Source organism: Paenibacillus sp. FSL P2-0136 (genome assembly GCF_037975325.1).
Taxonomy (GTDB): domain Bacteria; phylum Bacillota; class Bacilli; order Paenibacillales; family Paenibacillaceae; genus Paenibacillus_AQ; species Paenibacillus_AQ silagei.
Genome location: NZ_CP150244.1, coordinates 5,577,269 through 5,590,726, shown reverse-complemented (window position 1 = coordinate 5,590,726; position 13,458 = coordinate 5,577,269). Strand labels below are relative to the sequence as shown.

General features: G+C 57.4%; 13 protein-coding genes, 1 pseudogene and 1 riboswitch. Of the genes and pseudogenes, 10 read left to right on the top strand and 4 right to left on the bottom strand.

Annotated elements, in window-relative coordinates:
* Positions 1–130 precede the first annotated feature (130 nt).
* The 3 genes from hpt to NYE26_RS23695 are packed head-to-tail and all read right to left on the bottom strand — an operon-like array spanning position 131 to position 2,798.
* Entirely contained in the window at positions 131–658 is a 528-nt protein-coding gene (gene hpt / locus NYE26_RS23705) for a hypoxanthine phosphoribosyltransferase (RefSeq protein ID WP_036725945.1), read from the bottom strand.
* 30 nt (positions 659–688) lie between these two features.
* Complete coding sequence (locus NYE26_RS23700) at positions 689–2,203, bottom strand: IMP dehydrogenase (protein ID WP_339250555.1); 1,515 nt, start codon at positions 2,201–2,203, stop codon at positions 689–691.
* Between the two features lie 34 nt (positions 2,204–2,237).
* Positions 2,238–2,798, bottom strand: coding sequence for a phosphoribosyltransferase (locus NYE26_RS23695; RefSeq protein WP_209876966.1), 561 nt, complete (start codon positions 2,796–2,798; stop codon positions 2,238–2,240).
* Positions 2,799–2,922: 124 nt separating this feature from the next.
* Positions 2,923–3,025: riboswitch (purine riboswitch) on the bottom strand.
* 331 nt (positions 3,026–3,356) lie between these two features.
* Here NYE26_RS23695 and hemA point away from each other — a divergent pair.
* The 5 genes from hemA (at position 3,357) to NYE26_RS23670 (ending at position 6,745) form a co-directional block, all read left to right on the top strand.
* Positions 3,357–4,748, top strand: coding sequence for a glutamyl-tRNA reductase (hemA, locus tag NYE26_RS23690; protein WP_036725939.1), 1,392 nt, complete (start codon positions 3,357–3,359; stop codon positions 4,746–4,748).
* 5 nt (positions 4,749–4,753) lie between these two features.
* Positions 4,754–5,581, top strand: coding sequence for a cytochrome c biogenesis protein CcsA (ccsA, locus tag NYE26_RS23685; RefSeq protein WP_209877043.1), 828 nt, complete (start codon positions 4,754–4,756; stop codon positions 5,579–5,581).
* Positions 5,582–5,632: 51 nt separating this feature from the next.
* Complete coding sequence (locus tag NYE26_RS23680) at positions 5,633–5,782, top strand: hypothetical protein (RefSeq protein WP_339250552.1); 150 nt, start codon at positions 5,633–5,635, stop codon at positions 5,780–5,782.
* Positions 5,783–5,787: 5 nt separating this feature from the next.
* A complete protein-coding gene (locus NYE26_RS23675) occupies positions 5,788–5,937 on the top strand; it encodes a hypothetical protein (RefSeq protein ID WP_339250550.1) in 150 nt (49 codons plus the stop codon).
* 82 nt (positions 5,938–6,019) lie between these two features.
* Complete coding sequence (locus tag NYE26_RS23670) at positions 6,020–6,745, top strand: NAD(P)-dependent oxidoreductase (RefSeq protein WP_339250548.1); 726 nt, start codon at positions 6,020–6,022, stop codon at positions 6,743–6,745.
* On the opposite strand, the gene NYE26_RS23665 is transcribed toward NYE26_RS23670, so the two are convergent.
* Positions 6,742–7,188, bottom strand: a complete 447-nt coding sequence (locus tag NYE26_RS23665) for a hypothetical protein (RefSeq protein ID WP_339250546.1) — start codon at positions 7,186–7,188, stop codon at positions 6,742–6,744. The two genes, NYE26_RS23670 and NYE26_RS23665, sit on opposite strands and share 4 nt — an antisense overlap.
* A gap of 43 nt (positions 7,189–7,231) precedes the next feature.
* On the opposite strand from NYE26_RS23665, the gene hemC reads away from it, so the two are divergent.
* The 5 genes and pseudogenes from hemC to NYE26_RS23640 all read left to right on the top strand — a co-directional run.
* Positions 7,232–8,176, top strand: coding sequence for a hydroxymethylbilane synthase (gene hemC, locus NYE26_RS23660; protein WP_339250544.1), 945 nt, complete (start codon positions 7,232–7,234; stop codon positions 8,174–8,176).
* 91 nt (positions 8,177–8,267) lie between these two features.
* On the top strand, positions 8,268–9,815 hold the full coding sequence (gene cobA / locus NYE26_RS23655) for a uroporphyrinogen-III C-methyltransferase (protein WP_339250542.1): 1,548 nt from the start codon (positions 8,268–8,270) through the stop codon (positions 9,813–9,815).
* Positions 9,816–9,957: 142 nt separating this feature from the next.
* A complete protein-coding gene (gene hemB, locus NYE26_RS23650; RefSeq protein ID WP_339250540.1) occupies positions 9,958–10,956 on the top strand; it encodes a porphobilinogen synthase in 999 nt (332 codons plus the stop codon).
* Positions 10,957–10,974: 18 nt separating this feature from the next.
* Positions 10,975–12,276 (top strand): glutamate-1-semialdehyde 2,1-aminomutase, encoded by a 1,302-nt coding sequence (gene hemL, locus NYE26_RS23645; protein WP_339250538.1) that lies wholly within the window; start codon positions 10,975–10,977, stop codon positions 12,274–12,276.
* A 125-nt stretch (positions 12,277–12,401) separates the two neighbouring features.
* A pseudogene (locus tag NYE26_RS23640) lies at positions 12,402–13,127 on the top strand (RNA pseudouridine synthase); the annotation flags it as partial.
* Positions 13,128–13,458: the final 331 nt, after the last annotated feature.

The following is a 13,458-nucleotide window of genomic DNA, read 5'->3' as shown; positions in this document are numbered from 1 at the left end:
TCTACTTTCTTGACAGAGGTCCACTCCGTCCGTTAAACCTCAAAAAGGGGCGTTTTCCTGGGAATAGGGTCTATCAGGTCCGTTAGAGCCCACTCATCGCGCCCACTCCAACTTTTTAAATCTGACCCTGTTAGTCCCCGGTCTCTACGATCCAGACCTCCGGCAGATTGCGGTACTGCTCGGCGTAATCCAGGCCATAGCCGACGACGAATTCGTCGGGAATATCAATCCCGCTGTAGTCGATGGGAACATTGACGAGACGGCGGGAAGGCTTGCTGAGGATGGTGCAGATACGCACGCTTGCCGCCTCGCGCAGGGCGAACAGCTCCTTCAGATGCTGAAGCGTCAGGCCGGTGTCGATCAGATCCTCGACCAGCAGGATATGCTTGCCGCGGATATCCATGTCGATATCCTTCTTGATCGTAATGACGCCGGAGGAGGTGGAGCTTGCCCCGTAGCTGGACACCGACATATAGTCGACGCCGACCGGGAAGGTGATCTCACGCATCAGATCAGACATGAAGACGGCCCCGCCCTTAAGAATGCCGATAAGCACCAGTTCCTTGCCTTCATAGTCACGCGATATTTCAGCGCCCAATTCCTGTACTCGCTGCTGCAGCTGGTCCTTGCTGACCAGAACTTTGGTAATTTGGGTCATGGTTGACGCTCCTTATGGATTAGGATGTGATCACGAGGATGATCTGTCCTTTTCCTTAAGCATAACATCATGTGCGCCTCCTTCAAAGATCGTTGTCGAGGAGACCAGGGTAATCTTGGCCTTCTGCTGTAGTTCCGGGATGGTCAGCGAGCCGCAATTGCACATGGTGGACTTGATTTTGCTGATGCTGAGATCGAGATTGTCCTTAAGCCGTCCCGCATAGGGAATGAAAGAATCCACGCCTTCCTCGAACTCCAGCTTGCTCTCCTTATCGGCATTGCCGAAGTCATAACGCTGCCAGTTGCGGGCCCGGCTGGAGCCTTCGCCCCAATATTCCTTCACGAAGTTCCCGCCGACCAGCAGCTTGCGTCCGGGACTCTCATCGAATCTGGCAAAATAGCGCCCAAGCATCACGAAGTCAGCGCCCATCGCCAGCGCCAGCACAATATGATAATCATGGACAATCCCGCCGTCCGAGCAGATGGGGACATAGATGCCGGTCTGCTCATAATATTCCTGGCGGGCCGCCGCCACTTCGATGACAGAGGAGGCCTGGCCCCGGCCGATGCCCTTTTGCTCCCGGGTGATGCAGATGGAGCCGCCGCCGATACCGACTTTGATGAAATCTGCTCCTGCCTCTACGAGGTACAGGAAGCCTTCCTTGTCAACAACATTGCCCGCGCCGACCTTCACGCTCTCCCCGAAAGTCTCCTTAATATAATGGATGGTCTCCGCCTGCCACTCCGAGTAACCGTCCGAGGAATCAATGCACAGCACATCTGCCCCGGCTTCGACCAGCGCCGGTACACGGTCCTTGTAATCCCTGGAGTTGATACCCGCGCCGACAATCAGCTGCTTGTTGCCGTCATGCAGCTCCAGCGGATACTCCTGGTGGCTGTCATAATCCTTGCGGAAGACGAGATGGACGAGATGTCCGCCGGCATTTACAATCGGCAGGCAGTTCAGCTTGTGGTCCCAGATCATGTCGTTCGCTTCGGTCAGCGTGATGCCTTCTTCGGCGTAGATCAGCGAAGCGAGCGGGGTCATGAACTCCGTAATCGGACAATCCGGCGGGAGGCGGTTCTCGCGGTAATCCCGGCTGGTGACGATGCCCATCAGCTTGCCTGTCGGTTCTCCGTTGTCTGTGATCGCAATGGTGGAGTGGCCGCTGCGCGCCTTCAGCATCAGCACATCCTGAAGCGTATCTTCCGGGCGCAGGTTGGAGTCGCTGAGGACGAATCCTGCTTTGAACTTTTTGACCCGGCGGACCATTTCGACCTGTTGGCCGATGGACTGGGAGCCGTAGATGAAGGAGATGCCCCCGCTTTTCGCCAGCGCAATCGCCATGTTGTGGTCGGATACCGCCTGCATTACCGCCGAAGTCACGGGGAGGTTCATGGTTAGTGCCGGGGTCTCTCCCCGGCGGAATTTGGTGACCGGTGTGCTAAGATCCACATTTCCGGGAATGCAATCTTTGGTGGTCAGGCTGGGTACCAGCAGGAACTCACTGAAGGTTCTTGAAGGCTGCTCGTAATAAAAAGCCATGGCTTGTCACTCCCCCTGCTATTTTTTTGACAACTCATACCTGGGACAAAAATCTGACGGGTACTCCAATGTCCGCTTCCAGCTGCTTGTAATGCTCTCCTTTGGCCAGAATTGCCTGCACACCGACAAGCTCTATGCCCATCACGGACAACTGAGCAGCAATGCAGCGGATCGTAGCACCTGAACTAATCACATCATCCAGCAGCAGCACGCGGTCACCGGCAGAGAAGCCGTCAAAATAGATATAATTCTCATTATACGCCGTCTCGCGTCTGACACTAACCTCATAATTCTCATACAGCTCCGTGCTGAGCCGCAGAATATTCATCGGCTTCATCAGCTTATAGGCAGCCAGCATCCCCCAGGTATGACCGCCGGGTTCAGGGGAGACAATGTAATCAAAATCGGGAAACTGCTCCGTTACAGCATCCGCCAGATTGTGAGTGATTTCACGGATCAGCTCGGGGGCAATGTACGTACCGCGTTCTCCGAAGGGGTAGAGCTTGAAGTCATAGGCGGTGTCCTTGTTCTTGTAGATCCTCACATTCTTGGCCTCACGGATCGATTCACTTAAGCTTGCGTAGGATGGACTCATTGCCCTCACTCCTTCTATTATAATGGATGTCAAAAACCCCAGGCTAAAGGAGGCGCAGTCCAAAGCAGGATACATCAGCGGAGAAAAGCACGGTTTCGCCCGTGAGCTCACACTGATTAATCCAGCAGGGGGTCTGGCCTCTTGTAGCCTGGGGCAATTTACGGTTGCCTGTAGATACGCCCATTCCGGATTAACGGGCTTATACAAGAGAGGTTTGAAGAGATATAACTGACGTGATACTAACTTGGATACGGATAATCAGATTATTTTTGCTACATATGTTATAAAACTTAACTCAGATCATTTGTTATATGCTATCATCCGCAATAAAGTGTGTCAATATTTCATCAATATGTTATATTCCATAACTTTCGCACTTGTTTATAATAATTATTATCTGCAATTCATAAATAGTTCAAAGGTTTTGTTAAAAGCCGTATTTTGATGTGATATACTTAACACAGCGATTTGAGATCTTGTGAAATTGATACTAATATTTGCTGCTAAGCAGTAACAGAGCCTACACCAATGAATATAGATTAGGATGGTGAACAAGCGATGCATATTGTCGTCGTTGGCCTGAATTACCGTACGGCTCCCGTAGAGGTGAGGGAACAGTTCGCTTTTGCCGAAAAGGATCTGCCTGCTGCGCTTCATCAGCTGCTGCAGACGAAGAGCGTTCTGGAAGGGGTCGTTGTCGCCACCTGTAACCGGACGGAAATTTATGTGGTCGTGGACCGCCTTCATATGTGCGGATATTTCATCCGCAGCTTCATGGAGCAGTGGTTCGGAGTAAGAAGCGATGTATTTACGCAACATATGTATATATATGAAGACGAGCAGGCGATTGCCCATCTGATGCGTGTCACCTGCGGTCTGGATTCCATGGTGATTGGCGAGACGCAGATTCTGGGTCAGGTGCGCAGTGCCTTCCTGACGGCTCAGGCGGAAGGGGTTACCGGAACCTGGTTCAACCGGCTGTTCAAGCAGGCGGTGACGCTCGGCAAGCGTGCGCATAGTGAGACCTCGATTGGCGAGAGCGCGGTGTCGGTCAGCTATGCGGCGGTGGAGCTGGGGAAGCGGATCTTCGGCATGTTCACCGGCAAAAGAGTGCTCATTCTCGGCGCCGGCAAAATGAGCGAGCTGACGGTGAAGCATCTGTACAGCAGCGGCGCGGCGGAAGTGATTGTCGCCAACCGTACCTTGTCCCGTGCTATCGAGCTGGCCGAGAAATTCTCGGGTAAGCCCAGCACGATTGAAGAGGCGCTGAAGTCTCTGGATGAAGTGGATATTGTGATCAGCTCTACGGGTGCAGACGGCTATGTGCTGACGGCGGCCCAGGTAGCCGAGGGCATGAAGCGCCGCCCCTCACGGCCGCTGTTCATGATCGACATTGCTGTGCCGCGCGATATTGACCCTGCTGCTGCCAGTGTGCCGGATGTATTCCTCTATGATATCGATGACTTGGAAGGCATTGTGGAGAGCAATCTGGAGATGCGCCGCAGTGAAGCTGCCAAGATCGAGGTTATGATTGAAGGCGAGATGGCGGATTTCCAGCAATGGCTGAAGACGCTGGGCGTCAGACCGGTGATCCGTGCACTGCAGGACAAGTCCAACGGAATATATGAAGAAACGATGGATAGCCTGTTCAACAAGCTGCCTGAGCTGGATGAGCATCAGCGCAAGGTGATCCGCCGGCTGACCAAGAGCATCGTCAACCAGATGATGCATGATCCGATCAATGTGATCAAGGAGATGTCCGGCGGCAAGCAGGGCAATGAAGCACTGGAGTATTTCACTCAAATCTTCGCTCTGCAGGAGCAGCTGGATGCAGCTCCGGCCGGTGGAAGTGTTGAACCCCATCAGCGCAGCTCTGCTGAACGGCCCTCCGGCGGAGAGATCCGGGGGCCGGGAGCGGTGCTTACCCCAGCCGGTCTGCTGGGCGGGTGAGCCACATGCTACTGCTGAACGGAATATATGATGCCGCTCTGCTGCTATATGCCCTGAGCCTGCTGTTTGTTTTCTCGGATTGCCTTCGGCGCAATCCGGGCGGAAAGCGGCTGGGCACAGGGCTTCTTGCTGTCGTAGGCCTGCTTCAGCTGACCGGCCTTGCGATCCGCTTCTCCCAGGAGGGCGGATTGCCAATTTTCACACCTTATGATTTCCTGTTCTGGTTCTCCTTCAGCATGGTGGTTACCTCGTTTGCCGTGACGTATACACGCGGTGGTGAGTTCACGGTGCTGCTGCTCAGCATGGCGGGCTTCAGCGTATTTCTGCTGAACCGGGTATGGCTGACGGCAGAGGATCATACGCTGCAGAGCTGGAGTGCGGTGCACGGGTGGCTGGCGATGCATGTCATTTTGGCGAATCTGAGCTTTGCCGCACTGACACTGGGGACAGTATTTGCGATAATGTATCTGTTCCTGCATACGAAGCTGAAGAATAAGAAGTGGGATGACCGCGTCCGCAGGCTGCCCAGCCTGGAGACGATGGACAAATATTCCTACACGGCGATCCTGGCCGGAGTTCCGCTGCTGCTGGCTTCGCTGATTCTGGCGGGACTGTCGATTGTCGCGGAAGGACGGATACCGCTTTTTCAGGATACGAAGGTCCTGACTACACTTACGGGCCTGGGCGTCTACATCGTCTACCTTGTGCTGAAGTTCTCCGGCCGCCGAAGCGGTACAGTCATGGCCCGCTGGGCGATTGCGGGTTACGGCTTCATTATTCTTAATTTCCTGCTGAATTCCTGGTCGGAGTTCCATGGCTGGGGCGGGGAGTAAAGTGGGATGGACGATGGATGAGAGTGAGTTGGAAGCGCTGGAGTGAGCGGGATGGAGAGTAGCTTGCCAGTGGGATGGACGATGGATGAGAGTGAGTTGGAAGCGCTGGGGAGAGCTGGAGTGAGCGGGATGGAGAGTAGCTTGCCAGTGGGATGGACGATGGATGAGCGCGAGTTGGAAGCGCTGGGAGAGCTGGAGTGAGCAGGATGGAGAGTAGCTTGCCAGTGGGATGGACGATGGATGAGAGTGAGTTGGAAGCGCTGGGGAGAGCTGGAGTGAGCGGGATGAAGAGTAGCTTGCCAGTGGGATGGACGGTGGATGAGAGCGAGTTGGAGTGCTGGGGAGAGCTGGAGTGAGCGGGATGGAGAATAGCTTGCCAGTGGGATGGACGATGGATGAGAGCGAGTTGGAGTGCTGGGGAGAGCTGGAGTGAGCAGGATGGAGAGTAGCTTGCCAGCGGGATGGACGATGGATGAGAGCGAGTTGGAAGTGCTGGGGAGAGCTGGAGTGAGCGGGATGAAAAAGTATCTGCCGATTATGCTGGATGTGGAAGGCCGGCGCGTGGTGATCGTTGGAGGCGGGGCGGTGGCTGCACGTAAGGCGGGTCCGCTGCTGGAAGCAGGCGCGGAACTGGTGGTGATCAGCCCCTCGCTCAGCGGGACGCTGGCTGCGATGGCTGATGAGGGGCGGCTGCAATGGATCAGCCGCCCCTATGCTCCCGGGGATCTCCAGGGAGCGGTTCTGGTCTATGCCGCCAGCGATAACAGGGCGGTGAACGAGGCCGTTGCCGCGGAAGCCCGGCAGCTGGGGCTGCCCGTTAATGTGGCCAGCCATGCGGAGGCGGGCACGTTCATTACGCCCGGCGTGCTCCGCCGCGGGCGCTTGACGGTTGCGGTCTCGACCTCCGGGGCGGGACCGTCTGCGGCTGCGGATATTACGCAGCAGATTGCGGGGCTGCTCGGCGAGGAATACGAGCCGTATCTGGATTTCCTGCATGAGCTGCGGACAGCGATTAAGCAGCTGGAGCCAGCGGCAGAGAACCGGTCGCGGCTCTTGCGGCGGCTGGGGAAGCTGGATGTGTTGAATGAGCTGCGGCAGGGCACCTTTATACCATGGACGGCCGAGGAGATTGAGGCTTGGGTGGCGCGCAACCGGGAGATCTAGCGGTGAGCAATGCAGCATAGACCGATAAATGAAGGGGCAAAAGTGCCCCTCATTTCAGCCAAAGTGGCTGGAACGGCCAAATGAGGGGCAAAAGTGCCCTTCATTTCAGCCAAAGTGGCTGGAACGGCCAAATGAAGGGCAAAAGTGCCCTTCATTTCAGCCAAAGTGGCTGGAACAGCCAATTGAAGGGCAAAGGTGCCCCTCATTTCAACCAAATTAGTTGGAACGGCCAAATGAAGGGCAAAAGTGCCCCTAATTTCAGCCAAAGTGGCTGGAACGGCCAAATGAAGGGCAAAAGTGCCCTTCATTTCAGCCAAAGTAACTGGAACGGCCAAATGAAGGGCAAAAGTGCCCCTCATTTCAGCCAAAGTGGCTGGAGCGGCCAAATGAAGGGCAGAACTGCCCCTCATTTTTAGCGGAAATCGACTGAATTCAGCAAGCATGGGAGTATGGCGGGTAGAGGTGACTTGAACAGGGGGAGTGGGCATGCGGAAGATTATCGTGGGCAGCAGACAAAGTGCGCTGGCTTTAACGCAGACGGGGCATGTGATTGCCGATCTGGAGCGGCTTAGCGGAGAGCATGGGTTTGATTTTACTTTTGAGGTGCATAAGATTGTGACCAAGGGTGACCGGATTCTCGATGTGACCCTGTCCAAAGTGGGCGGCAAAGGTCTGTTCGTCAAGGAAATTGAACAGGCGATGCTGGCGAAGGACATAGATATGGCGGTACATAGTATGAAGGATATGCCTTCCGAATTGCCGGAAGGCTTGATGAATGGTGCGGTGCCGAAGCGTGAAGATCCGCGCGACGTTCTGATCTCTAATAGCGGAGTGGGCCTGGAGGGTCTGCCGCAAGGCGCGCGCGTAGGAACAAGCAGTCTGCGGCGCTCCAGCCAACTGGCTGCACTCCGGCCGGATCTGCTTATTGAGCCGGTACGCGGCAATATTGATTCGCGGCTGAAGAAGCTGGAGAGCGGCGAATATGACGCGATTCTGCTGGCAGCAGCGGGGCTGTCGCGGATGGGCTGGCAGGACCGGATTACGGCATATTTGCCGCCTGAGGTCTGCCTGCCCGCTGTAGGCCAAGGAGCACTCGGTATTGAGTGCCGTGAGGACGATGAGGAACTGCGCAAGCTGCTGGCGCTGTATAATGATGAGCGCACGGCACTCACGGTGACAGCGGAGCGGACCTTCCTGGGCGCCCTGAACGGCGGCTGTCAGGTGCCGATCGGCGCTTACGCGATCCTTGAGCTGGAAGGCGAAGCTGCAGGTCCGTCCATAACGTTAACCGGAATGGTCGGAACACCGGACGGCACAGTCATTCTGAAGGAGACCTGCACCGGCAATGATCCGGTGGAGCTGGGTTCGGAGGTCGCGCGTAAGCTGGTGGCAAGAGGTGCGGAGAAGATTTTGGCGGATGTAAGGGAATAAGGGGTAAGGGCTAGACAGGGAATAGTGCGCGTTGGGGAGAAGCTTATGCAAGCCAGAATCGCATGTGTAGAGGGATAAGGGGATGACGGAGATGGCGGGGAAGGTATATCTGGTAGGTGCAGGTCCGGGGGATGCGAAGCTGATTACAGTCAAGGGGCTGGAGTGTATCCGGAAGGCCGATGTGCTGGTCTATGACAGGCTGGCCAGTCCAAGGCTGCTGAAATGGATGAAGCCCGGCGGTGAGAAAATATACGTAGGCAAGCTTTCGGACCGCCATACGATGAAGCAGGAGGATATTAATCAGCTGCTGGTAGATCTCGCATTGGAGGGCAAAACGGTGGTGCGTCTGAAGGGCGGGGACCCCGTGATTTTTGGCCGGGTGGGTGAAGAAGCGGAGCTGCTGCGCAGGAATGGCATCTACTATGAGATTGTGCCGGGCATTACCTCGGCCATCAGCGTCCCGGCGTACGCCGGTATTCCGGTGACCCACCGGGAGGCGTCGTCTTCCCTGTCGATTATTACCGGCCATGAGAGCCCGGATAAGCTGGATCATTCCATTCAATGGGATAAAGTAACGAATGCGACAGGCACGCTGGTATTTCTGATGGGTGTCGCCAAAATCGGCTACATCAGCGCCCAGCTGATGAAGCATGGCCGTCCGCCGGAAACCCCGGTGGCGCTGGTGCGCTGGGGGACCCGTGCGGATCAGGAGACGCTGACCGGCACGCTGGCCGATATTGAGGCGAAGGTTACGGCAGCGGATTTTCAGCCGCCTGCGGTTATTGTGGTCGGTGATGTTGTGCTCCAGCGGGAGCACCTGATGTGGGTGGAGGTGCTGCCGCTGTTCGGCAAGCGGATTGTAGTGACGCGGGCGCGCGCACAGGCAAGTGAGCTGGTGGACCGGATCGAGGAGCTGGGCGGCGAGCCGTATGAGTTCCCGGTCATTGAGACGGTGATGCAGCGGGATGCGGACAAGCAGGCGGAGATCGCTGCGGCACTTGGCGGGCTTGCGGCGTACGACTGGGTGTTCTTCACCAGTCCGAACGGCGTAGACTTCTTCATGCGTCATCTGACGCAGCAGAAGCTGGATATTCGCAGCCTGCACGGGGCGCGGCTGTGCGCAGTGGGACCCGGTACGGCCGCGGCGCTCGCAGAGCGCGGGCTGATCGCCGAGGAGCTGCCCGGACGCTTTCAGGCGGAAGGGCTGATCGAAACCTTCGGCCCCGAGCTTAAGTCCGGGCAGAAGGTGCTGCTGCCGCGCGGCGACCTGGCGCGTGAGTGGCTGCCGGCGAAGCTGAGGGAGCTGGGGCTGGAAGTGACCGAGGTGGATACTTATGAGACGATTGTCACCGGGGAGGATGATATTGAGCTGGTGAAGCTGCTGGAGGAGAAGCGCATCCATGCGGTAACCTTCACCAGCTCGTCCACGGTGCGCAATTTCCTCGGCATACTCAAGCGGATGGGCCTGGAAGATCCGCTTACTCTGCTGGCGGGCGTCAAGATTGCCTGCATCGGCCCGGTTACCGAGCAGACCGCAGTCGAAGCGGGCCTCACTCCGGGACTGCTCCCGGAAGAAGCCACCATCGAAGGACTGGTGCAGGAGCTGTGCCGCTGGAATGAATCGACGAGGCTGAGATAGCCTGTTCCTGCCGGATCTGTCAGCATTGTCTTTGAGCATTGCAATCGGGTCTGGCCTACTGGCAGCGATAACTTTAACATCTCAATACTGCTTAAGACGAATAGATGTGATTATATACTTACTGAACAGGAGGATACAACAAATGAGCTTTCCAATAACCAGACACCGCCGTTTGCGCGGGTCGGCCGGTATTCGCGGCATGGTGCGCGAGACCGTTCTGAATGTGCTGGATTTCATCCAGCCGATTTTTGTAACCTATGGAACAGGTGTGAAGAATGAGATCAGCTCCATGCCCGGCGTCTATCATTTCTCGCTGGATACGCTGAAGGCGGAGGTGGATGAGATTGCTTCCCTCGGCATTTCGGCGGTACTGCTGTTCGGTATTCCCGAGACGAAGGATGCGGTTGGCTCGTCCGGCTTCGCAGACGATGGCATTGTGCAGGAAGCCACGCGTCTGATCAAAAAATGGTATCCCGACCTGCTGGTTGTCGCCGATACCTGCCTGTGTGAATTCACCGACCACGGCCACTGCGGCATGGTGCATACCCATACGGTGGACGGTGTGGTGCACGGGGATGTAATCAACGATGCTTCGCTTGAGCTGCTGACCCGCACGGCGGTCTCGCAGGCCCGGGCAGGGGCGGATATTATCGCGCCGTCCAACATGATGGACGGATTCGTGCAGGCGATCCGTGCCGGACTCGATGCGAATGGCTTCGAGCAGGTGCCGATTATGTCCTATTCGGTAAAATACGCCTCCGCCTTCTACGGTCCGTTCCGCGAAGCAGCGGATTCCGCTCCCCAGTTCGGCAACCGCAAGACGTATCAGATGGACCCGGCCAACCTGCGGGAAGCCGTTCGCGAAGCGGATTCCGATGTACTGGAAGGTGCGGACATGCTGATGGTGAAGCCTGCGCTAGCTTATCTGGATGTCATCCGCACCATCCGCGACCAGTTCGATCTGCCGCTTGTAGCCTACAACGTCAGCGGTGAGTACTCGATGGTCAAGGCGGCTGCGCAGCAGGGCTGGATCGATGAGCAGGCGGTTGTGCTGGAGATGCTGACCGGCATGAAGCGCGCCGGAGCAGATATAATTATTACCTATTTCGCCAAGGACGCAGCCCGCTGGCTGCGCGGCTAGGATCAGGAGGGAACAAGCATGGGCAATATGCCGTTGAACCGCCGGGAAGAGGCTTCCCGCATGGCTTTTGAAGAGGCAAAACAATATATTCCCGGCGGGGTGAACAGCCCGGTCCGGGCATTCAAATCCGTAGGATTGACCCCGGTCTATGTGGAGAGGGGCGAAGGCTCACGGATCTACGATATTGACGGCAACAGCTTCATTGACTACGTCTGCTCGTGGGGACCGCTGATTATGGGACATGCCCATCCTGAGGTGGTGAAGGCGCTGCAGGAGACTGCGGCCAGAGGGACAAGCTTCGGCGCGCCGACCCTGCTTGAGACCGCTATGGCCAAAACCGTGGTAGAACGCGTAGCCTCGGTGGACATTGTCCGCATGGTGAACTCGGGAACGGAAGCAACCATGAGCGCGATCAGACTGGCCCGCGGCTATACCGGACGCAGCAAAATCCTCAAATTCGAAGGCTCCTATCACGGCCATGCCGACAGCCTGCTGATTAAGGCCGGTTCCGGGGTGGCGACCCTGGGGCTGCCGGATAGTCCGGGCGTGCCGGAAGGTGTGGCCGTGAATACGATCACGGTACCTTATAATGACCTGGACGGGGTCAAAATCGCGTTTGAACGTTACGGCAACGAGATTGCCGCTATCATCGTTGAGCCGATCGCCGGAAATATGGGCGTAGTGCCTCCGCTTCCGGGCTTCTTGGAGGGTCTCCGCAAGGTGACGACAGGGTACGGGGCGTTGCTGATTTTTGACGAGGTGATGACCGGCTTCCGTGTGGACCGGGGATGTGCGCAGGGGCTGTTCGGGATGGATCCGGATCTGACCTGCTTCGGCAAGGTGATTGGCGGCGGTCTGCCTGTAGGGGCTTACGGCGGCAAAAGAGAGATCATGGAGCAGATCGCCCCGTCCGGCCCGATCTATCAGGCGGGCACACTCAGCGGGAATCCGCTGGCGATGGCGGCGGGCTACAGCACGCTTGCGCTGCTGACCCCTGAGGTCTACACCCGTCTGGAGTCGCTTGGAGCGAGACTGGAAGCCGGACTTAAGCGCAATGCGCAGGAGACGGGAGTTCCGCTGACGATTAACCGCGTGGGCTCGATGGTATGTCCGTTCTTCACGGAGGAGCCGGTCATTAACTTCGAGACGGCCAAGACCAGTAACCTGGAGCTGTTCAAGCGTTATTTCGGCAAAATGCTGGATCAGGGCATCAGCGTTCCGCCCTCCCAGTTCGAAGGCATGTTCGTATCCGCTGCGCATAGCGAGCAGGATATTGACGATACGATTGCGGGCCATTATCAGGCCCTGAAATCGCTATGACGGCTGGACCGGAGGAGCTGTCCGGCCAGCATGGCGGCGGCGAGATCCAAGACGGAAGTGATGGCGCCAGCGGCCCCTTCGCGGGCGGCGGCAAGTGGACCCGGCGCGGCGAATGGCTGGAAGCCATGCCTGGCCGGGTCATTACAGCGGCTGCCGACAAGCAGGCCGCCATCGATGCCTGGCTGCTGGGCGTAGCCGGGATGCCAGCGAAGCTGCACGCCCGGCTGCGCCGCGAGAACGGCATCCAGTGGCGGGGCGACCGGCTGCGGCTGGCCCTGTTCCCTCACCGGGAAGCCGGAATAGAGCCGGTATGGCAGGAGGCTGCGGCTGAGGTGCTGTTCGAGGACGACTTCTGCCTTGTGGTCCACAAGCCTGCGGGTCAGGCGGTTCATCCGGACGGAAGCAGCACGGAAGTGACGCTGGATCATCTCGTAGCCGCGCATTATGCGGCCTCCGGCGGAGGGATTGCCGTCCGCCATATCCACCGGCTGGACAAGGATACTACTGGACCTGTGTTGTATGCGAAGAATGAATACGCCCAGCTTGTGCTGGATGAGGATATGCGTGAGAAGAACGTATCCCGCCTGTATGCCGCGATTGTTGAAGGCATAGTGCCGCCGGAGCTTACGGTGATCGATGCCCCGATCGGCCGTGACCGCCATCATGCGGCGCGCAGGCGGGTATCCCCGGGAGGGCAGGAGGCGGTAACACGGATTGTGGGACGCGAAGCCCTGCCCGGCGGGACCGTAGTGAAGCTGCAACTGGAGACGGGCCGGACGCATCAGATTCGTGTCCACCTCAGCCATGCGGGGCATCCGCTCTTCGGGGACGACCTCTATGGAGGATCGGCCTGGCATACTGCGGGTATTCCTTCCGGCCACAGCCTTAAGGAGAAGCAGCCCCTTCGTTCGGAGCCTGGTCAGGTGAAATCTGCCATTACGGCCTGGTTCGAAGAGCAGGAGAAGGCAGGCCTTACCCCTGGTTTGCAAGTCCAAGGCAAGCAGCCGCCAGCTCCACCTTCGAAGCCGGGAGTCAAGGCGAAGCAGGAGAGTTCCGACCGCCAGGCACTGCATGGCGAGAAGCTGATTTTCGCCCACCCTTGGACCCGAAGTAAGATCGAGGTATCTGATCCCTGGCCGGAGGATCTGCGCCGCCTGCGCGAGCAAATCGGCGGCGTAGATC